This is a genomic window from Halobacillus halophilus (assembly GCF_020171985.1).
Taxonomy (GTDB): Bacteria; Bacillota; Bacilli; order Bacillales; family Halobacillaceae; genus Halobacillus; species Halobacillus halophilus_A.
Genome location: NZ_JAIVAL010000001.1, coordinates 18,075 through 38,194, shown reverse-complemented (window position 1 = coordinate 38,194; position 20,120 = coordinate 18,075). Strand labels below are relative to the sequence as shown.

The following is a 20,120-nucleotide window of genomic DNA, read 5'->3' as shown; positions in this document are numbered from 1 at the left end:
CATGAGGAATTCAAACTTCCTTAATGATTCTGGTAAGTTCATTCATACTATTGGATCGAATGAATAAAAACAATTTAATTAAGTAAACAGTTACTATTATCCTGATTTATGTAAATAAGTTACAATAGATCTAAAGACTACCAGGATTCAACTTTTTTTAGATAGAGAGAGGAATGAATATATGTCAAATGGACCGCAACTAATCGGGGAATTAATTTTACAACATAAGAATAAGATTGCTCAGCAAATTCACGATGAACGCATGGCTCAAGTTCAAATGACCTCTGCGCAAAACTTGGATTTTCAGAAAATCGAACAACATGTTATCGATACCCGAGTCAAATTTATACAGATTTTTGGAGAATCATTAGCAGAACAATTAGATTCCCATACCTCCTCCAATAAAATAAAAAAATGGGCAGAAGAGAATGGAAATTATTTCTTTTCATTAGGAGCAGACTTGGATGAATCTTTAAAAGATACAAGTTTCTATAGAGATTATTTATGGAAGTTTATCCGACATCACTCGATCAAAAATCAATTCTCAGCTGAAACGATCTTTAAGATACGCGCGATCATAGATCCTTTACTGGATACAGCTGTGTATCATTTTGGTCATTCCTATGTAACCTCTTTGCAGCAGTCACTTGAGAGTGCCCGGACCTCTTATCTTGCTTTATCTGTTCCTGTAGTTCCGCTTGGTCCAAGTACAGGCATTTTACCCTTGCTTGGTGCAATAGATACGGAGAGAGCTCATTACTTAATGGAGGAAACGCTGAGCCAGGCAGAAAAGTTGCATCTAGATCATTTGATCATAGATCTTTCAGGAGTCTCTACAATTGATACAATGGTGGCTAATCAACTGTTTAGAATCATCGAATCCCTTGATTTAATAGGTGTAGAAACGATTATAACCGGGATACGCCCAGAAATCTCTCATACGATGGTATCATTAGGTTTGAAGCCAAGTCATCTCAAAGTTAAAGGCAACCTCCAGCAAGCATTAAAGGAATTTAATTTTTAGCCATAAAAAAGAGGAACCTTTTCAATAGGTTCCTCTTTTATGAAGCTATAAAATATCGCTTCCTTATTTCTTATTCCACTGCAAAGATATAAGCATAAATCGGTTGTCCGCCTTTGTGAATCTCTACTTCAAGATCTTCAAACGTCTCTTCCACATAGGCTTCCAATTCAGCTACCTCTTTTTCAGCCACTTCTTCACCGGATATGATGGTGAGGATCTCATCTTCATCTTCATCAATCATTTGGTTAAGAAGTGTCTTTGCGGTCGTGAATTTGTCTTTATCAGTCGCGGATATTTTGCCATCGGCTATTCCCATAAAATGGCCTTTCTCAATCGATAGCCCTTCGATCTGGGTGTCTCTTACGGCATACGTAATCTGGCCAGTCTTTACTTCTCCCATAAGACTGGTCATTTCATCTTTGTTTGTATCAAGATCGGCTTCCGGGTTAAACCCTAAAAGAGCACTCATACCCTGAGGAATCGTTTTTGTAGCGATCACAGCTACTTCTTCTTCAGCCATATCTGCAGCCTGTTGGGCTGCCATAACAATATTTTTGTTATTAGGAAGAATAATAATGTGCTTTGCGTGCGCCTGTTTGATGGCTTCAGAAATGTCCTGGGTACTCGGATTCATCGTCTGGCCACCTTGAATGACAACGCTTGCGCCAAGGCTTTCAAACAACCGTTTAATGCCATCTCCCATGGAAACTGTAACTATACCGTATTCAGCTTTTTCTTTAGGCTTTTGAACCTCTTTTTTATTCCCGACAATGGAGGTATGCTGTTCGCGCATGTTTTCGATCTTCATATTAATCAAGCTGCCAAACTGCTGACCGAGATTCATGGCTTCTCCAGGGTATTCCACGTGAACGTGTACTTTAACTAAGTCTTCATCCGAAACAACGAGCAGCGAATCTCCCATTTCACTTAATGACTGACGGAAATTTTCTTCATCAAATGGATTTTCTTCTAACTTCTTTTCTTCGAATTTCACCATAAACTCTGTGCAATACCCAAATTCAATGTCTTCCGTGTTCATGAAATCCTGTGCCAGTTTATGGTGTTCTGCACTAACCATTTCATCCATTGATACACTTTGGTCTAATTCAGGGAGTTCTTCCCCTCTTAGGTTAGCGAGAAATCCTTCGTAAATAGTCAAAAGACCTTGCCCGCCGCTATCCACTACACCTACTTCTTTTAATACAGGGAGCAGTTCCGGGGTTCCTTTTAACGATTCACGAGCTGCATTCACTACACCTTCAATGAAAGAAATAATCTCTTCTTCTTCTTCAGCCAGATTAGCAGCTTCTTCAGCTGATTCTCTGGCTACAGTAAGAATCGTACCTTCGACAGGCTTCATCACTGCTTTATAGGCCGTGGTTACTCCACCTTCAAAAGCCTCTGCTAAATCCTTGGTTGTTAAGACTTCCTTTTCTTCAATAGCTTTTGAGAAGCCTCGAAAAATTTGAGAAAGAATGACACCTGAATTGCCTCGGGCTCCCATTAAAAGTCCCTTAGCGAAGGCTTTCGAAACTGCCCCGGCATGATTTTCTTCCACGTTTTTAACTTCGTCTGCCCCTGAAGTCATAGATAAATTCATGTTCGTCCCTGTGTCGCCATCCGGGACAGGAAATACATTTAACGCATCGATCATTTGGGAGTTCTTTTGTAGGTTATGAGCTCCTTGTAAGATCATTTCGGCTAATGTTTTGCCGTCTATATTTTGTAACGTCACGCTTGCTTCCTCCTTTGACTACAACGAAACCTATTCACTTGTCACGCGAACACCCTGAATGTAAATATTCACAGAGTCCACGGATAAGCCTACCGTTTTATTTAATGTATATTTCACTTGTGATTGAACGTTATGAGCGACTTCGGAAATCTTCGTGCCATAGCTCACAATAATAAACATATCTATATGAAGGCGGTCATCGATTTGTCTGACCACTACCCCTCTGGAAAAGTTCTCTTTGCGCAGCATTTCCGATAACCCGTCTCGGATTTGATTCTTGGACGCCATGCCTACAATTCCGTAGCATTCCACGGCTGCCCCTCCTGCAATTGTAGAAATGACATCATTGCTGATCGTAATATGACCATACTGATTAGTGAGATCAACAGACATATGAATCCTCCTTTTAAACTCCTCAACTTCGTGCTCTTATTATAACACAAGGTAGGCAATTGATTAGACGTTCACTTTTCAAAAATTGTATCTGATTTCCCTATTATACTTTGAAACAAATGAAAGTATCTGTCAAGAGAAAATTCTTGATATAATTCTTTTCACTATATTGCAAACATGTAGTGGGTATGATACATTAGTTAAGTATCTGAAGATTTATGTATGTAACAGGAGGGATTATCATATGGCACGTAAAAGTGTAATATCCGGTAAAGGAACAAACACTGGAAATCACCGTTCACACGCAATGAACGCTAATAAACGTAAGTTTAAAGCTAACCTGCAAAAAGTACGTATTCTTGTAGATGGCAAGCCGAAGAAAGTTTATGTAACAGCACGTGAATTGAAGTCAGGTAAACTTACCCGCGTATAATTCAAGACTTCCTATCAGCGTAAGATTTACTTGCGCTCCGTGTCGAAGAGGTTCTTCGACCAAAAAAAGCACCCTTCCGGGGTGCTTTTTTTGTTAATCTTTTTTAAAAGTAGTTATGACTGCGCGTACCAGGCCCCCGAGAAACCTTGGGAGTTTGATCGTATAAAATCTCAAAGAGCTCCCTCCTCCTATATCAAGCTAATGCAGAATGCTTGTTTCAGCCTCTATTAGTCAAGTCTTTACTTCTTATTACTAATAGTATGCCTGAGCGAAATGAAAAAGTACCTGTATTATGAATCAGACAATTAGAGACACATAGGGTTGAACCATAAGGTAAATGGGCATTTTGCAGAGGATAATAAAAACCTTGAAGGGTAAGATCAGTTACTTCAAGGGTCATCGGTAAAAAGGATACATAAGGAAATTCATGATCTGCTTTAAGCGTATGCTCACCTTCAGCTGCTAATTCCACTTGATTTTGATGGTCCCTTATTGTACAGCGTACTCCTTTCTTTAATAAAGGGTAAAGAAGTTGCAAATTAGCCATTGAGTGATCGATTCTTCCACCCGTCACCCCGAATAATAGAATATGCTCTGGTTTCCAATTAAGTGCCTGATTGATCGCAAGTTCAAGATCCGTTTCATCTTTTTCATTCGGATATGGCTTAAACTGGATGGATCTCTCTTTAATTCTTTCCAAAGAGGCCTGATCCACCGAGTCAAAATCTCCTATGGATACGTCCGGACATATATCATGTTCAAGGAGAACTTCGGCCCCCTGATCAGCTCCAATCCAAATACGCTCTTCTTGGTCGAATGATTTTAAATCGGGGATATAGGCTTTTGGACCGCCTCCTACAATCGCTATTGATTTCGCCAAAGAGGTCCACCTCCTTACTTAATGAATGGTTATAAACTTCGTCGTGGTTTTAAAGTAAAGCTCCCGTTTGTTAAGACTCAGTTTCGAGATATCTAGTGAAAGAGTTAGGTCCTGAGGGGAACGACTCGCTTTCCGTGGGCATGTGCTGAGCCTCCTCAAGCTAACGCTTTCCGGGGTCTCACCGATCATGTGTATCCCACAGGAGTCTCCCCGTTCCCCTCCGGACCTGGCCGAATCTGAGACTCGAAACCACCTAACACACTATTTGCTTGATGAAAAAAAGCATGGGGTGACGTCGTAATTTTCATACTAGAACGATGTGAAAAAGCTTGTTATAGAAACAATTTAGGAACTATTTAGAATAAGAGCAATCTCTCTTGAAAAGGGTCCGTTATTCTGACGTGGCTGGGTGGCGAAGGAAACGACGAGACTCCCGCGGGAGAAGGAGCTAGGCGAGACCCCACAGGGAGTGAAACGAGCGAGGAGGCTTGCCAGTTCCCCCGCAGGAAAGCGAGTTGTTTCCTTCGCCACCCTCATCAAATTCTTGGAAACGGACCCAGATTATCTCGAAACTGAGTCTTACAGTAACCGGCCCTTTAGCTCAATAATTCTTTTATAAAAATTTACAAAACGGTATGAAAGCCTTCTAAATAAAAAGCCTAAAGGAACTGCCATCAGGCACTCCTCCAGGCGTATAAAACGGCCACGTTTATTATCTTTCAGCTTTAACAGATTGACGGATGGCTTCGATGGCTTGGCCTCGATCTTTTTCTTTAAAAATGGCACTGCCGGCCACAAGTACGTCCGCTCCCGATTCAATGCAGATCGGAGCTGTTTCTTCTTTTACACCGCCATCAATTTCTATCTCAAAGGATAGCGAGAGCTGCTCACGCCAATCAGCCACCTGCTGAATCTTTGGAACTACAGACTCAATAAACGATTGTCCGCCGAAGCCAGGGTTAACCGTCATCAGGAGCACGAGGTCAACATCCTGGAGCACAGGTTTAATAGATTCAGCGGGTGTAGCTGGATTAATCACAACACCGGCCTTAACCCCAAAGCTCTTAATTAGCTGCAGAGTCCGATGTAGATGTGGACAGGCTTCCTGATGAACGGTAATAATATCCGCTCCGGCTTTTGCAAAAGCTTCAATATATTGATCAGGATTTTCAATCATTAAGTGTACATCAAGAGGCAGGCTGGTTACTGGACGAATAGCGTCTACGATAAGAGGACCAATCGTAATATTGGGTACAAAATGACCATCCATCACATCCACGTGAATATAGTCAGCGCCGCCCTGTTCCACATCTTTAATTTCTTCTCCCAATTTAGAAAAATCGGAAGCCAGAATAGAAGGAGCAATCTTTGTCATTATTAATACCTCGGCTTTCTGTTTTGTATTTCTTCTAAAAATTGCAAATAATGTTCATAACGCTGCTTGGAAATATTCCCTTCTTCTACTCCATGTTTTACTGCACATTTTGGCTCTTTATTGTGCAGACACCCACGGAACTTGCAGTCATCCTGAACTTGGACAAACTCCGGAAAACACTCCGGTAATTGTTCCAGCTGCAAATCACCGAATTCCAGTGAACTGAAGCCGGGTGTATCAGCTACAAGACCACCAGATATGTCGTATAATTCCACATGTCTCGTGGTATGCTTTCCGCGTCCCAGGCTTTTAGAAATTTCATCTGTGTCAATTGAAAGCCTTGGGTCTATCGTATTTAAAAGAGATGATTTCCCGACGCCTGACTGCCCGGCAATGACAGTAGTGCGGCCAGCCAGATGTGCCCTGATCTGTTCCATGGATTCAGCATCGTTCACTGCAGAAAGGATAACAGGATAGCCAACCGCCTCATACATCTGTTGATAGACTTTCATATCATTTGCTCTTCCTTCATCTAACTGATCCATCTTGGAAATCACCACGAAAGGTTCAATTCGTTTTGCTTCCACTAAAACAAGAAAACGATCCAATAGTAAAGCGTTGAACTCTGGATTGGCTGCAGATGTTACAATTAATGCCTGATCCACATTAGCAATTGGAGGTCTTACGAACTCATTCTTTCGTTTATCTATGGATAATATATACCCTTCATCTTGTTTTTCGGCTTTAAATTCTACGGTATCCCCTACGAGCGGACTCACTTTCTTTTTCCTGAAGTTACCACGGCCTCTGCATTGATAAACATGTCCTTCGTATAGAACATAATAAAAACCGCTCAACGCTTTAATAATTTTCCCTACTGGCATTCTTTCACCTTCTTAATACGGAACACTTCCTTCTTCAATGACCTCGTCACCTCTTTGTACTTTGTAGGATGCTTCGGTTCCTGGCTGAATGGTTAATGGAATTTCAAACACGGTATCCTCTGTAATGGTTTCCTCTTTAAATACATCGGATAATCGATGATCCATATCTTCAATATATATGAGTACTTTCTGTTCAGGCGCTTGAGTGTCTTCAGACGGTTCAGGTCCTTCACCGGAGTCTTCCCCCGTTCCGCTTTCTGGATCCTGCCCCTCATTGGACTCTTCTGTTGATTCCTGTTCAGAATTCTGTGCTGTGTCCGGTGCAAAGGGAACTTCTATCTGAATGGTTTCTGTCCTTGGAGGTTCTTCCTTAGGTCCTAGTGAAATCGTAATGGAAACCGTAGATCCTTCTTTAACCTGGGTTGCAGCTTCTGGATTCTGAGAAATCACTTCACCTTGCGGAACCTGGTCTGAATAATTCTCAGATACGTCAACTTTAAGGTTTCGTTCATTCAGATATTTCGTTGCCTCATCCTCAGTCATTCCTTCTAAGACGCCAAGATTCACTCGAGGAGGTCCACTGCTGACCCGAAAAATCACTCGCGTTTCATCCGGAATAACTTCTTCTCCTGCCTGAGGGGAAAGTTGAGCTGTAATCTCACCTTCAGGCTGCTGACTGCTTTCTTTAAATGGAATGATGGTCTCATATCCTTTATCTTTAAGTTCCTGCTCCACTTTTTCATACTTCTGTCCCGTATAATCTTCAAACTCGGCCTTCTCTTTCCCCAGACTTGCATACACTACCACTTCAGACTCTTCCTTTATAATCTTACCGGGTTCTGGGTCAGTGTGAATAACCATCCCCTCAGAAACCTCGTCGGAATATTCAGTTTCCCTCTTCACTTCCAGGTTCATTTCCCTAAGCTCACTATAAGCTTCTTCATACTCCATTCCTGATACATCCGCCATCTCTACATTTGCAGGCTGAATAATACCCGGAATTAGAAACAGGGCAGTCATTCCGCTAAGTAGTAAGATTAAAATGGGAATCAGCCAGAATCGCGCCCCTTTTTTCTTTTTGTGGCCCGGTGACTGAGCTGCTTCATCTTTAGATGGTTTGCGCTCACGTACGGGAGGGGGTGAACCATTCTGACTGTGAACGATTGTATTCTCTTCTTCCTGGGCGCCGTATGTGTCAGCCGTAATGACAGGAATTGCTTTTGTTTTCTCATCTTCCTCTTCATCAGGTGTTTCGAAAGCCGGTTCATTTACGCGGTCCGGCTCCAGACTGGTTTCTAAATCCGCTTCCATCTCCACAACCGATTCATAACGGTGAAAAGGATCTTTGGCCGTAGCTTTCAGTACAATATTTTCTACACTTTGAGGCAGGTTGTTAATCCATCTTCGAAGCGAAGGCGTCTCATGCTGAAGGTGCTTTAGAGCTATGGACACAGGCGATTCTCCCGAAAAAGGAAGCCTGCCGGTTAATAGTTCAAAAAATACAATCCCCAGTGAGTACACGTCTGATTTTTTTGTGGCCATCCCTCCGCGAGCCTGCTCAGGTGACAGGTAATGAACCGATCCAAGTACTGAGTTGGTCTGGGTTAAAGATGTAGCACTCAAAGCCATCGCAATACCGAAGTCGGTTACCTTTACATGCCCGTAATGATCAATCAGAATGTTCTGAGGTTTGATATCACGATGAATAATTTCATTATCATGGGCATGAGAAATGGCTGATGTAACCTGTCTCATAATATCGACTGCTTCCGCAACGTCGATCGGACTATGCTTTTGGATATACTGCTTAAGTGTCATGCCGTCTACGTATTCCATGACCATATAGTAAATATCTTCTTCTTCACCTACATCATAGATATTGACTATATTCGAATGCGCTAAACTGGTTGCAGACTGAGCCTCTCTATGAAACCGCGCAATAAATTCATCATCGTTTTCATGCTCTAAACGAAGAATTTTAATCGCAACTTCTCTGTCTAAAATGACATCATGCGCCAAATAGACGTTGGCCATTCCACCGCCGCCTATCATATCCTGAATTTGGTAACGGTCATTAAGTAGACGGTCGTTAAGCATTAATCCGCACCTCTTTTCTCATCCGTGCTGTCATAATGCACAACGGCAAGCGTTATATTGTCTTCTCCCCCGCGATCATTAGCAAGATCCACAAGTTCCTGGCAGAACTCCGCCCATTCTCCTTCAAAAGAAGCGAGCTTAGACAGTTCATCATCACTTACTTTGTTTGTGAGTCCATCGGTGCAAAGGAGCAGTCTGTCTCCAGGCTCAAACTCCAGTGTTTTTGTATCCACTTTAATGTCATACTCCGTCCCCAGTGCTTTAAGAAGTACGTTTTTACGGGGGTGATGCTCAGCCTGTTCCTCCGTGATTTGTCCAGATCGGACAAGTTCGTTAACGAGAGAATGATCTTCCGTGAGCTGTTTAAATCCATACGCATTAGCAAAGTAGCAGCGACTGTCTCCAATATGGGCAATCGTTATAAAGTCTTCTGTGCAAATCGCCGCGACTACAGTTGTTCCCATACCATGACAGTCCTCATTCTGATTAGCATAGGAAATAATTTCATTATTAACTGCCTGGATGGCAAGCTTTAGCCAGGATTGAGATTCGTCAGGTGTATGAAGCTTCTCTGCTTCCTGCCATTTGCTATGTAGATGAGTAGCTGCTTTCTGACTTGCTACATCTCCTGCACGGTGCCCTCCCATTCCGTCTGCCACTACTGCTAAGGTTTGACCGGAGTCATTCTTAAATACACCGCCGGCATCTTCATTATGATTCCTTACCCTGCCTTGATCTGTAAGATAAAAGCCATTCATGGACTCACCTCATTTTCGGTAAGCTCTGCGGCACAATCGTAACGGCATACTTCCTTCGATCCTCACCGCTAACCCTTGCGCACGAAAAGCAAAAAATTGGAAGGAGGGGGCCATGATTGACCCCTCCCATTATTTTGATTGTTTGACTAGTCTCGTCAAAAAGAATCCATCTGTATCAAAATCCTGCGGAAACATCTGTAGGCCAAAATCGCTTTGACCTTTCGAACCTCTCGTGACCTCAGGAAGATCATTGAAGAATTCGTGGTCGACCGTAAATTCAGGATGCTGTTTCAGAAAATGCTGTACAGCTTCTTCATTTTCGTGGCGATCCACTGTGCATGTACTATAAACCAGTTTTCCACCTTCTTTGAGAAGCGGTGCGACCCGATCCAGCAGTTCATCCTGTATTTTCCGAAGTGAAAATACGTCTTCAAGTTGTTTGTGATACTTAATATCCGGTTTACCCCTAAGGACCCCGAGTCCCGAACAGGGTGCATCGAGTAAAATCCGATCGAATGATGCTGCCTCATGCAATTCAGCAAGATTTCTAGAATCAGCTTGACTTGCCCGAATAGATGTTAACTGCAGCTGTTCAGCTTTCTTATTTACCAGTTTAGCCTTTTTAGCATGTAAATCATACGCAATAATTTCGCCCTGGTCTTCCATTTTCTCAGCGATATGGGTGGTTTTCCCCCCTGGGGCACTGCAGGCATCCAGGATGGTCATCCCTTTTTCAAGATCCATCATCTCAGCAACAAGCATAGAACTTTGATCCTGAATTGTTACTTTACCCTCAGTAAACAATGAATGCTTCAGCAGCTCGCCCTCGCTGACTACCATCCCTTGCGGCGACAACAGACTTTCTTCCACTTTGAAGCCATCTTCTCTTAACTGCTCCATAGCTTCCAACCTTGAAATACGCAGTGGCTGCACGCGAACAGATAGAGGCAGATGCTGCATGTTAGCGCGGCACATTTCTTCCGTAATGCTTCTGCCATACTGATCCATCCAGCGCTTTACCAGCCACGCAGGATGGCTCGTTTCAATCGCTAAGCGTTCCACTGGGTCCTCAATCTCATCCAGACTGCGCAGGCCTTTTCGCTGAACACTTCTCAGTACTCCATTTGTAAAAGAAGAAATTCCTTTGTGCCCGCGTCTCTTTGAAATTTCAACGGCTTCATGAATAATAGCGTGGTCTGGTACGCGCTCAAGAAACTCCATTTGATAGACGGACATATATAAAAGCCAGCGTACCCATGGTTTGATTTTCTTCTGCTTTGCCACAAAGGGCTGAACATAATAATCAATCAAGTCTCTTCGCTGCAGAGTACCATACACAATTTCTGTAAGAAGAGCCCCGTCCTGGCGGGACAAGTTCTGTTTCGTAATCTCGCGATCTAACAGAACGTGACTGAATCCGCCCTGCTCTCCGATTCGGGTTAATAGGTCAAGAGCCGTTTCCCTCAAAACATATTTATTCATCGTGCTCCCCCAGACGTTCGCCTTCGGTTAGTGACTGACCGGTTCCATTAATGAAGGAGCGACCGTCCATTCGTTTTTTACCAGAAGGCTGCAGATCCACAACTTTAACAGCCTTGCCATCACCTGTCTGCACAAGGAAACCGTCTTCTGCAATTTCCACAACAGTTCCCGGCTTCTGATTAAATGTACCGTTCACTTTTTCAAGCCACCAGACTTTGAGCGGTTTTCCATTCCACGAGGTATAAGCTACCGGCCACGGATGCAGACCGCGGACGTGATTATAAACTTCCTGTTGATCCTTGTGCCAATTAATAAGTTCTTGTTCTCTTTTGATATTTCCGGCAAAAGTGGCATGAGAATGATCCTGTGGCTGTGGTGTGATGGAACCTTCCAATAAAGAAGGAAGTGTCTGCATAAGCAGATCAGCTCCGGCCACGGAAAGTTTATCATGAAGGGTGCCAACGTGATCGTCGTCGTCAATCGGAACAACCGTTTTAGCCAGCATATCACCTGCATCAAGCTTCTTAACCATATACATAATGGTCACACCGGTTTCCTTTTTCCCTTCAAGAATGGCGTAATGGATCGGAGCTCCTCCGCGGAATTCAGGTAATAACGAGGCGTGAACGTTAATACAGCCGTATTCAGGCGCTTGAAGCAGATCTTCTGTAAGGATCTGTCCAAAGGCCGCCGTAATGATGAGGTCAGGCTCATATTTCAATACTTCCTCATACTCATTCTTAATCTTTTCCGGCTGGAAAACTGGAATACCGTGCTTTTCGGCTGCCACTTTAACAGGCGGCGGGGTCATGACCTTCTTTCTGCCTTTTGGTCTGTCAGGTTGAGTTACAGCGAGAACTACATTATATTGATCTTCCATCAGCCGGTCTAATACCGGCACAGCAAAATCAGGCGTCCCCATAAATGCAATGCGTGTCATCAAACAAGTCTCCTTTCCTACATCAACTGGTACGGTTGAAAATCGACCACGATCTGAAGTCCATTTTCCTGTTTCATTTCATCTTCATAGTAATGCAAAATCCGTTCTACGAGCTTTCGCTGCTCTGGTTCCTTCTTGTATTTTACCATGCATTGATAGCGATATCTATTATTGATCCGAGTAAGTGCGGAGGGGGTTGGTCCAAGCACCATGGACTGATCCGATAACTTCTGTCGCATAAACTGCACAATTTTTTGTGTGACTTCCTGAACCTTAAATTGGTTGGGATGAGAAACCGTAAATAAAGTTAAAAAGTAATAAGGAGGATAATTAAAAGCTTTTCTCAGTTTCATTTCTTCTTGGAAAAACTGCTCGTATTCATACTGACTGGCGAGTTCCACACTGTAATGCTCAGGTGTGTAAGTCTGAATAATGACTTCTCCTGGTTTCTCATGACGGCCGGCTCGTCCACTTACCTGGGTAATGAGCTGGAAGGTTTTTTCAGAGGCACGAAAGTCAGGAAGATTAAGTAAAGCATCTGCGGCCAGCACTCCCACCAGGGTCACGTTACCAAAATCCAATCCTTTGGCAATCATCTGGGTGCCGAGCAGTATATCAGCTTTTTTATCTCCAAATTGCTGCAGAAGTTTCTCATGAGCGCCTTTTCTTCTGGTAGTATCTACATCCATCCTGATCACTTCCGCCTCCGGTATAAGCTGCTGAAGAACTTCTTCTACCTTTTGCGTTCCGGTACCAAAATAACGAATGGTTTTGCTTTCACATTCAGGGCATTCGGTTGGCATAGGTTCTTCATGAGAGCAGTAGTGACACTTCAGGCGATTTTGATTCTTATGATAGGTCAGCGCAATATCACAGTGCGGACATTCCATTACGTGTCCGCAGTCCCGGCACATGACAAAAGTGGAATAGCCCCTTCGGTTCAGGAACAAGACAACCTGTTCCCTGCGTGCCAGCCGCTCTTCGATTTTCTCTTTAAGTACTCTGGAGAACATAGATCGATTGCCTTCATGAAGTTCCTCCCGCATATCCACGAGTTCTACCTCAGGCATCACGGCATTATTCATCCGCTTTGATAACGTTAGCAAATGATAATTACCTTTGGCTGCGCGGGCATAACTTTCAAGAGCCGGAGTTGCACTCCCCAGAACCACCGGAGAACCATGGCGGCTCGCCCGCTCGATAGCCACATCTCGTGCATGGTAACGTGTCCGGTCTTCCTGTTTATAGCTGTTTTCATGCTCTTCGTCGATAATGATGATTCCAATATTTGAAAAGGGAGCAAAAATGGCCGATCGGGCACCTACTACAACCTGAACTTCTTTCCGCTGAATCTTTCGCCACTCATCATATTTTTCTCCTGCAGAAAGGGCACTGTGCAGCACGGCTACTTTTGAGCCAAACCGTCCTTTAAATCGCTCTACCATCTGGGGAGTTAAGGCAATTTCAGGTACAAGCATGATTGCCTCTTTTCCATCGTCTATGACCTGCTGGATAGATTGTAAGTAGACTTCTGTCTTACCACTTCCGGTTACACCATGAAGCAAAAACACTTCATGCTGTCTTTGTTCTATGGATGATAAAATCGGTTCTATAGCCTTCGATTGTTCCTCAGTAAGAGGAAATGGCTCGGTCCTTTCGAAATTTCGGTTTTGATAAGGATCTCGGAAAACTTCCTGCTCATATTCCTGAAGTACTCCCTGATTCACCAGAGGTTTAACAGAGGCAGCAGTTGTGCCTAGTGTCTGAAGCAGTTGTTTTTTTGGAATGGGTTCTTTATGATCCATAAAATATTCGACAATCGCCCGCTGTTTTTTCGCTTGTTTGGATAAGTCCACCAGCACTTCTTCAAGCTGCATAGTATCCATTTGGGGCTCCAGCATGCTGGTGACTTTTTTGGTTTCCCTGCTTTTCACTTCATAATGAACATCCACTTCCCCGTCATCTATATGCTTCCTGAGCATTTTATAGCTAAGATTGGATTGTTCAAATTCTTCATAGTCAATGACAGCTCTTCCATCAAACAATGGATCTAAATCCGATTGAAGATTCTCGTCTGTAAGCTTCCAGAGTTCTTTTCTATATTTTGCTTTCATCACTTGTGGAAGCATCACCTGCAGACAGGAAATATAGTAGCTAAGAGTCTTTTGCGAGAGCCATTTTCCAAGCTCGAGCAATTCTTCTGTGAGAACCGGTGTCACGTCCAGCACATCGATAATATTTTTTATTTTTGAAAAGTCGCTCTCCTCTGAAAGAGATACGACATAACCCATTATTTTTCGGGGGCCAAAAGGGATAATCACCCTGACCCCCGGCTGGACAATTCCTTCAAACTTCTCCGGGATTCCGTAATCAAAGGGGCGGTTCGTATTTTGTGAAGGGACATCAACAATTACATTGGCAATGGTCACTAAGATTCACCCTTCATATCACGAACAGACTCTTCAAGAATATTACGGGCCAGGTCATCCTTGGACATTAAGGGATATGAGTATTCTTTACCTGTACTGAATATCATGAGTGAAGCATTCGTATCATGACCAAACCCAGAGCCTTTCTCAGCCACATTATTAATCACAATCGCATCAAGATTCTTTTTCTCAAGCTTTTGTCTCCCGTATGCCTCAAGGTCATTCGTCTCTGCCGCAAAGCCGATTAAATATTGATGTTCTTTCTGCCGGCCAAGCTCTTTTAGGATGTCCTTTGTTCGTTCCATTTCAACAGCATAATCACCTGATGATTTTTTCATCTTATGCTCATAGGTCACCTTAGGCTTGTAGTCTGCAACAGCTGCAGATTTAATCACGATATCCTGCTCAGGATATTCTTTTAATACGGCCTGATACATATCCTCAGCTGTTATAATGTTCATTCTTTTGACACCTGCTGGGGTGGTTAAATCGACCGGACCTGTGATAAGTGTGACCTCTGCTCCCATAAGCGAAGCCTGGCGGGCCAATGCAAACCCCATTTTACCAGTGGAAGGGTTGGTGAAATAGCGGACGGGGTCAATATTCTCTCGTGTAGGGCCTGCCGTGATAAGAACTTTTTTCCCTTTGAGGATTGTTGTCTTTTTGAATTCGTTTTCCAACACCTGAACGATGCTTTCCGGTTCTTCTAAACGACCTTTACCTACATAACCGCATGCTAAGTATCCTTCACCCGGTTCTATAAAACGAAAACCCCATTCATCCAATTGCTTCAGATTCTTAATTACCGCAGGGTGGCTGTACATATGCACATTCATCGCCGGTGCTATATAGACAGGAGCTTCTGTTGCAAGCAGAGTAGTTGAAAGCATATCATCAGCAATTCCTCCTGATAATTTTCCGATAATGTTCGCCGTGGCAGGGGCAAGCAAAAATAAGTCTGCCCAGTCTGCCAGATCAATGTGCTGGATTTGAGTCGGGTCTACTTCTTTAAACGTGTCGGTGTAAACCGGTCGTCTGGATAGAGCCTGAAAAGTGTTAGGCCCTACGAAGTGATGAGCACTCTCCGTCATAATTACTCTTACTTCAGCACCCGCCTGCGCAAGCTTACTTGTTAAGGCTGCTGCTTTATACGCTGCAATTCCTCCAGATACTCCTAAGACAATCTTTTTCCCTTCTAACATAGGTCCGTCCTCCTCTGTTCCTGTAAAGGATAGGAAAAGCCGCGCTATGACAACCAGGAAGCGCGGCTTTTTCTACAAAATATTCAAGAAGCTCGTAGCTTTATGTGGTTTCTGTACGAGATTGTATTTCGTCGGAATACGTGTAGTCTAGTTTACCATCACGAATTTCTTCCAATGCTACACCCACGTGCTGATGGGAAGTTGGTTTATCCACCATTGGAGCACTGCCCTGCTTCAATTCACGGGCTCTTCTTGCTGATAAGGTTACCAACGTGTACTTGGATTTGATTTGTTTCTGTAAAGAATCAATGGACGGTTCTAACATCATAATTTATTCATCCTCCAATGCTTTTTTATACTGATGAGCAACTCGCTCACGCTTGCAATGTTCACTTGCGACAATGGATTGCACTTTCGTAACCGCATTATCAATTTCATCGTTGACGACGACATAATCGTAGGCGTCCATCATATCAATCTCTTCTTTAGCTGCATGCAAACGGTTCTTCACTTTATCTTCCGTTTCTGTGCCACGATTCACAATTCTGTCTTTTAATTCCTCGAGGGAAGGTGGAATTAGAAATATGAACACGCCTTGAGGGAAGTTTTCGCGGACTTTAAGTGCGCCCTGCACTTCAATCTCTAAGAAAACATCCTTGCCCTCGTTCAACGTTTTTTCCACATATTGACGGGGCGTTCCATAATAATTGCCTACGTACTCAGCATGTTCGATCAGCTGACCTTCACTGATCAGTTTTTCGAACTCATCTCTTGACTTGAAGAAATAATCAATCCCGTCTACTTCCCCTTCCCGGGGGTTACGGGTCGTCATAGAGATCGAATAACGAAGGTCGGTAGATTGGTCGAACAGCGCTTTTCTTACTGTTCCTTTTCCTACACCCGAGGGGCCGGAAAGTATAAATAGTATTCCCTTCTCATCTATCACTGCAAAAGTCCTCCTAGTTCTCGTCGGAAATCTCGTCGCTGCTGATTACACGCTGACCTACCGTCTCCGGCTGTACAGCTGACAGGACTACATGATCACTGTCAGTAATAATAACGGCGCGTGTACGACGACCGTATGTAGCATCTACTAATTTATTATTGTCACGAGCAACCGTAATAATACGTTTAATAGGTGCAGACTCCGGTGACACGATAGAAATGATTCGGTTGGCAGATACTACGTTACCAAAACCGATATTGATTAACCTTAGACTCAAAGCTGACTCCTCCTTCTTTTGACCAGGACAATATAATCATTACCTCTATTATAAGAAAAAACTAGTCATAAACACAATTACTATTCAACATTTTGTACTTGTTCTTTCATTTTCTCTATTTCACTCTTTAATTCTATAACCCACTCTGTCACTTTTGAATCATTGGATTTCGATCCAATAGTATTTACCTCGCGGTGCATCTCCTGAACAATAAAATCAAGCCGCCTTCCAACAGATCCTGTCTGTTCAAGTGTCTTGGTAAATTGAAAGATATGAGAACGAAGCCTTGTAAATTCCTCGGTAACATCCCCTTTTTCAGCTAACAGCCCTACTTCCTGAAGAATACGGGCATCATCCGGCTGAATTTCTTCTTTCACGTATTCTTCAATTCTAGTACGAATCCTATCCTTGTATTCAGTAACAACAACCGGGCGTCGGGTTTCCAGTTTCTCAAGCAGATGACTTACGCTTGATACACGGGTCTGCAGGTCTTCTGTAAGTCTTCTTCCCTCGTTCTCCCGCATAATAATTAACTGATCGATAGCGTGTTCCAATGTAGATAAAAGTGATTGCTGGAGCTCGTTTGTGTCCTCCTCCATATCCTCGGTAAAGAAAACATCGTCTAACTTGGATACCATATCAATAGATATATCCCCCGTCAAATCGTACCGATCCTTCACTTCATGCAGTCTGTTTATGTATTGATCAAGGACATTCCAATCCACAGACACTTTCTTTTCAAATAGTCCCTGACCCTCCAGCGAAATAAAGAGGTCTATTCGCCCCCGCTCCATTTTATCCCTGACGATTTTTTTAAGTTTTTCCTCTAAAAAAAGCAGGGTTCTTGGTATTTTGGGAGAGATGTCCAAATATCTATGATTGACCGAGCGTATTTCGATCAAAACCCTGGATCCCCCTACTTCGGCGGAGCTTTTCCCATACCCTGTCATGCTATTAACCATAATCCATCACCTTTACGTTCGTTATTTAATCCTATTTTACCAAAAGGGGGACTGTAAACGCGAATCATTGACCTAAGGTCTGACTTATAAGAGAATCGCATAAGTAGTGATATTCCCAGCCTTCGGTCGTGTGGAGGCGGGCAAAACATGCTATACTGTCAACATTAGAGAGGTGAAGACAATGTCTTTTGACGGAATTGTAACCCGGGCGATCACCCATGAATTGGAGGAAACGATCCAGTCCGGACGAATTATGAAAATCTATCAGCCTACAGATACAGAACTTGTATTTACAGTTCGTGCACAGCGTAAAAATCATTCCTTATTATTATCCGCTCATCCGAGCTATGCACGTTTTCATTTAACCAAGGACGATTATAATAACCCTAAAGAACCGCCGATGCTTTGTATGCTTCTTCGTAAGCACTTGGTCGGAGGATTTATTGAAAGCATTGAACAGGTCAGCATGGAGCGGATTGTAAAATTTAAAGTCCGCACTCGCAACGAAGTAGGCGACGAAACACTTAAGACTTTAATTATCGAAGTCATGGGCAAACATTCGAATATCCTGTTAGTTGACGAAGAACAGGGACACATTCTCGACAGCATTAAACATCTCCCTCCTTCTCAGAACCGGCACCGGACCATCATGCCCGGCCAGCCTTATAAGCTGCCGCCGGAACAAGGGAAAATAAGCCCCATCGAGCTTGAGCCTGATACATTGTTAAGAAAGCTCGATTTTAACGCTGGAAAAATCGATCAGCAAATCCTTAAAACCGTAATGGGCTTTTCCCCGATGATCACTAAAGAAATTGCTCACCAGGCAAAACTTGGTGGACAAAAAGCCTATGCCGAGGCTTATAGGGATGTACGGGAGCGTATCCTGAATCATGACTACGAACCTCGCGTTCATTTAGCGGAACGGGAACAGTTTTATGTGTTTCCCCTTCACTCTTTCTCAGAAAAAGTTGAAACTTATGACACGGTCAGTGGAATGCTGGACGGCTATTATTCAGGGAAAGCAGAAAGAGACCGCGTAAAACAGCAGGCCGGAGACCTTTACCGCTTCCTGAAGAATGAACGGGACAAAAATAAGCGAAAAATTAAAAAGCATGAACAGACGTTAAAACGTTCAGAATCAGCGGAAGAGTATCAGCGTCTAGGCGAATTGTTAACCGCTCACATGCACATGGTGCAAAATGGAGACTCTGAAGTTACTGTCGTAGATTACTATGATCCTGATCAGTCAGAGCGGACTATTGAACTGAATCCAAATAAGTCCCCAAGTGAAAATGCTCAAAACTATTTCCAAACGTATCAGAAACTGAAAAAATCTAAGCAGGTTGTTCAGCAGGAAGTTAAAAAAGCAGAAGAGGAAATTCAGTATTTCGAGCGGTTAATTCAACAAGTAGAAACAGCCCGTGAGCAGGACATTGAAGAAATCAGGGACGAACTAAGAGAACAAGGGTATATGAAGAAGAAACCTTCCTATCACGGCAAGAAAAAGAACAAACCTCAGAAGCCGGCACCGGAAAGCTTTTTATCAAGTGACGGTACGCTGATTTATGTCGGCAGAAACAACAAGCAGAATGAATATTTAACCAATCGTATGGCTAACAAATCCGATATATGGCTGCATGCGAAGGATATCCCAGGCTCTCACGTAGTCATTCGGAATGATGATCCGAGCGAAGATACTCTGCTTGAAGCAGCTCAGCTGGCAGCTAATTTCAGTAAATCAAGCCAGTCTTCTTCTGTCCCTGTGGACTATACTCAAATCAAGCATGTTAAAAAGCCGTCAGGCGCAAAACCCGGCTTTGTCACCTATGACCATCAACAAACGCTTTTCGTTACACCTGAAGCCTCTTTTGTTAGAGAATTAAGACGGGCAGCCAAAGAGAAAAGCAATGAAAGTTAAGCGGCTTCCTCTCTGGATGTTTATAATCTCTGGTAAAGCGAGCCTTTACAGCTTCCTAAGTTTATGAATTAAACAAAAGCTGCTACCGGTAGAAAAGTGTCAAAATAATAATGGAGGGTGCCCGAGTTGAACTCGGGCACCCTCCATTATTTTATGGTCCTTGCTGCTTCAAAGTCATCAGAAAACTGTTCTTTCACGTTAAAAAATAGGCAAAAATAACAATAGAGCCAACATAAGAAAAAATAGCCTGCGCCCAGTACCGGTTTCTTTCTCTCTTCAGCATATACATGTTCCATAGGATAAACAGCGTAATCGAACCTGCCAGGCTCAACAGAGGCTGCCAGGAAAACATGGATTCCATGAAAGAAAAAGCCACCCACGTATA

20 protein-coding genes are annotated in these 20,120 nt (G+C 43.2%); 3 read left to right on the top strand and 17 right to left on the bottom strand.

The genetic code is table 11. From position 1 onward, the window contains the following. Positions 1–181: 181 nt before the first annotated feature. On the top strand, positions 182–1,024 hold the full coding sequence (locus tag LCM11_RS00200) for an STAS domain-containing protein (protein WP_224892293.1): 843 nt from the start codon (positions 182–184) through the stop codon (positions 1,022–1,024). 70 nt (positions 1,025–1,094) lie between these two features. On the opposite strand, the gene LCM11_RS00195 is transcribed toward LCM11_RS00200, so the two are convergent. Together LCM11_RS00195 and LCM11_RS00190 are read right to left on the bottom strand one after the other, a co-directional pair. Next, on the bottom strand, positions 1,095–2,759 hold the full coding sequence (locus tag LCM11_RS00195) for a DAK2 domain-containing protein (protein WP_224892292.1): 1,665 nt from the start codon (positions 2,757–2,759) through the stop codon (positions 1,095–1,097). 30 nt (positions 2,760–2,789) lie between these two features. Further along, positions 2,790–3,152 (bottom strand): Asp23/Gls24 family envelope stress response protein, encoded by a 363-nt coding sequence (locus LCM11_RS00190; RefSeq protein ID WP_089752923.1) that lies wholly within the window; start codon positions 3,150–3,152, stop codon positions 2,790–2,792. A gap of 244 nt (positions 3,153–3,396) precedes the next feature. On the opposite strand from LCM11_RS00190, the gene rpmB reads away from it, so the two are divergent. Then, the gene (gene rpmB / locus LCM11_RS00185) at positions 3,397–3,585 is read left to right on the top strand and encodes a 50S ribosomal protein L28 (protein WP_014643160.1); all 189 of its coding nucleotides are present in this window, start codon (positions 3,397–3,399) and stop codon (positions 3,583–3,585) included. A 93-nt stretch (positions 3,586–3,678) separates the two neighbouring features. Here rpmB and spoVM read toward each other — a convergent pair whose 3' ends face one another. The 14 genes from spoVM to LCM11_RS00115 all read right to left on the bottom strand — a co-directional run bounded on the left by spoVM (position 3,679) and on the right by LCM11_RS00115 (position 17,805). Further along, positions 3,679–3,759, bottom strand: coding sequence for a stage V sporulation protein SpoVM (spoVM, locus tag LCM11_RS00180; protein ID WP_139205836.1), 81 nt, complete (start codon positions 3,757–3,759; stop codon positions 3,679–3,681). 43 nt (positions 3,760–3,802) lie between these two features. Then, complete coding sequence (locus tag LCM11_RS00175) at positions 3,803–4,465, bottom strand: thiamine diphosphokinase (protein WP_224892291.1); 663 nt, start codon at positions 4,463–4,465, stop codon at positions 3,803–3,805. Positions 4,466–5,177: 712 nt separating this feature from the next. Continuing rightward, positions 5,178–5,840, bottom strand: a complete 663-nt coding sequence (rpe, locus tag LCM11_RS00170) for a ribulose-phosphate 3-epimerase (RefSeq protein WP_224892290.1) — start codon at positions 5,838–5,840, stop codon at positions 5,178–5,180. 2 nt (positions 5,841–5,842) lie between these two features. Continuing rightward, positions 5,843–6,724, bottom strand: coding sequence for a ribosome small subunit-dependent GTPase A (gene rsgA, locus LCM11_RS00165; RefSeq protein ID WP_224892289.1), 882 nt, complete (start codon positions 6,722–6,724; stop codon positions 5,843–5,845). Between the two features lie 12 nt (positions 6,725–6,736). Then, a complete protein-coding gene (pknB, locus tag LCM11_RS00160) occupies positions 6,737–8,821 on the bottom strand; it encodes a Stk1 family PASTA domain-containing Ser/Thr kinase (protein ID WP_224892288.1) in 2,085 nt (694 codons plus the stop codon). Next, entirely contained in the window at positions 8,821–9,579 is a 759-nt protein-coding gene (locus LCM11_RS00155; protein WP_224892287.1) for a Stp1/IreP family PP2C-type Ser/Thr phosphatase, read from the bottom strand. The genes pknB and LCM11_RS00155 overlap by 1 nt, the downstream gene beginning before the upstream one ends. 129 nt (positions 9,580–9,708) lie before the next feature. Continuing rightward, a complete protein-coding gene (gene rsmB / locus LCM11_RS00150; protein ID WP_224892286.1) occupies positions 9,709–11,061 on the bottom strand; it encodes a 16S rRNA (cytosine(967)-C(5))-methyltransferase RsmB in 1,353 nt (450 codons plus the stop codon). Further along, positions 11,054–12,001 (bottom strand): methionyl-tRNA formyltransferase, encoded by a 948-nt coding sequence (fmt, locus tag LCM11_RS00145; RefSeq protein ID WP_224892285.1) that lies wholly within the window; start codon positions 11,999–12,001, stop codon positions 11,054–11,056. The genes rsmB and fmt overlap by 8 nt, the downstream gene beginning before the upstream one ends. Positions 12,002–12,018: 17 nt before the next feature. Then, positions 12,019–14,430 carry a primosomal protein N' gene (gene priA, locus LCM11_RS00140; RefSeq protein ID WP_224892284.1) on the bottom strand — a complete coding sequence of 804 codons (2,412 nt, stop codon included), beginning with the start codon at positions 14,428–14,430 and terminating at the stop codon, positions 12,019–12,021. Further along, positions 14,430–15,632 (bottom strand): bifunctional phosphopantothenoylcysteine decarboxylase/phosphopantothenate--cysteine ligase CoaBC, encoded by a 1,203-nt coding sequence (coaBC, locus tag LCM11_RS00135; protein WP_224892283.1) that lies wholly within the window; start codon positions 15,630–15,632, stop codon positions 14,430–14,432. The genes priA and coaBC overlap by 1 nt, the downstream gene beginning before the upstream one ends. A 100-nt stretch (positions 15,633–15,732) precedes the next feature. Continuing rightward, entirely contained in the window at positions 15,733–15,960 is a 228-nt protein-coding gene (gene rpoZ / locus LCM11_RS00130) for a DNA-directed RNA polymerase subunit omega (protein ID WP_014643150.1), read from the bottom strand. A gap of 3 nt (positions 15,961–15,963) precedes the next feature. Then, entirely contained in the window at positions 15,964–16,578 is a 615-nt protein-coding gene (gene gmk, locus LCM11_RS00125; RefSeq protein WP_224892282.1) for a guanylate kinase, read from the bottom strand. 13 nt (positions 16,579–16,591) lie between these two features. Beyond that, positions 16,592–16,855 carry an extracellular matrix/biofilm regulator RemA gene (gene remA / locus LCM11_RS00120; RefSeq protein ID WP_014643148.1) on the bottom strand — a complete coding sequence of 88 codons (264 nt, stop codon included), beginning with the start codon at positions 16,853–16,855 and terminating at the stop codon, positions 16,592–16,594. An 80-nt stretch (positions 16,856–16,935) separates the two neighbouring features. Beyond that, positions 16,936–17,805: a YicC/YloC family endoribonuclease gene (locus LCM11_RS00115; RefSeq protein ID WP_224893060.1), complete on the bottom strand. Its 870-nt coding sequence runs from the start codon at positions 17,803–17,805 to the stop codon at positions 16,936–16,938. 193 nt (positions 17,806–17,998) lie between these two features. On the opposite strand from LCM11_RS00115, the gene LCM11_RS00110 reads away from it, so the two are divergent. After that, on the top strand, positions 17,999–19,735 hold the full coding sequence (locus LCM11_RS00110) for an NFACT family protein (protein ID WP_224892281.1): 1,737 nt from the start codon (positions 17,999–18,001) through the stop codon (positions 19,733–19,735). A gap of 193 nt (positions 19,736–19,928) precedes the next feature. Here the strand turns inward: LCM11_RS00110 and LCM11_RS00105 are convergent, their stop codons facing one another. Further along, positions 19,929–20,096 (bottom strand): hypothetical protein, encoded by a 168-nt coding sequence (locus LCM11_RS00105; RefSeq protein WP_223254276.1) that lies wholly within the window; start codon positions 20,094–20,096, stop codon positions 19,929–19,931. Positions 20,097–20,120 lie beyond the last annotated feature (24 nt).

Excerpts from the sequence above, each read along its gene's own strand:
- LCM11_RS00115 (WP_224893060.1), bottom strand. The coding sequence starts at position 17,805 with ATGACAGGGTATGGGAAAAGCTCCGCCGAAGTAGGGGGATCCAGGGTT.
- rsgA (WP_224892289.1), bottom strand. The coding sequence starts at position 6,724 with ATGCCAGTAGGGAAAATTATTAAAGCGTTGAGCGGTTTTTATTATGTT.
- LCM11_RS00190 (WP_089752923.1), bottom strand. The coding sequence starts at position 3,152 with ATGTCTGTTGATCTCACTAATCAGTATGGTCATATTACGATCAGCAAT.
- rpoZ (WP_014643150.1), bottom strand. The coding sequence starts at position 15,960 with ATGATGTTAGAACCGTCCATTGATTCTTTACAGAAACAAATCAAATCC.
- fmt (WP_224892285.1), bottom strand. The coding sequence starts at position 12,001 with ATGACACGCATTGCATTTATGGGGACGCCTGATTTTGCTGTGCCGGTA.
- rpe (WP_224892290.1), bottom strand. The coding sequence starts at position 5,840 with ATGACAAAGATTGCTCCTTCTATTCTGGCTTCCGATTTTTCTAAATTG.
- rpmB (WP_014643160.1), top strand. The coding sequence starts at position 3,397 with ATGGCACGTAAAAGTGTAATATCCGGTAAAGGAACAAACACTGGAAAT.
- coaBC (WP_224892283.1), bottom strand. The coding sequence starts at position 15,632 with ATGTTAGAAGGGAAAAAGATTGTCTTAGGAGTATCTGGAGGAATTGCA.
- LCM11_RS00200 (WP_224892293.1), top strand. The coding sequence starts at position 182 with ATGTCAAATGGACCGCAACTAATCGGGGAATTAATTTTACAACATAAG.
- pknB (WP_224892288.1), bottom strand. The coding sequence starts at position 8,821 with ATGCTTAACGACCGTCTACTTAATGACCGTTACCAAATTCAGGATATG.
- LCM11_RS00110 (WP_224892281.1), top strand. The coding sequence starts at position 17,999 with ATGTCTTTTGACGGAATTGTAACCCGGGCGATCACCCATGAATTGGAG.
- LCM11_RS00155 (WP_224892287.1), bottom strand. The coding sequence starts at position 9,579 with ATGAATGGCTTTTATCTTACAGATCAAGGCAGGGTAAGGAATCATAAT.
- rsmB (WP_224892286.1), bottom strand. The coding sequence starts at position 11,061 with ATGAATAAATATGTTTTGAGGGAAACGGCTCTTGACCTATTAACCCGA.
- LCM11_RS00105 (WP_223254276.1), bottom strand. The coding sequence starts at position 20,096 with ATGGAATCCATGTTTTCCTGGCAGCCTCTGTTGAGCCTGGCAGGTTCG.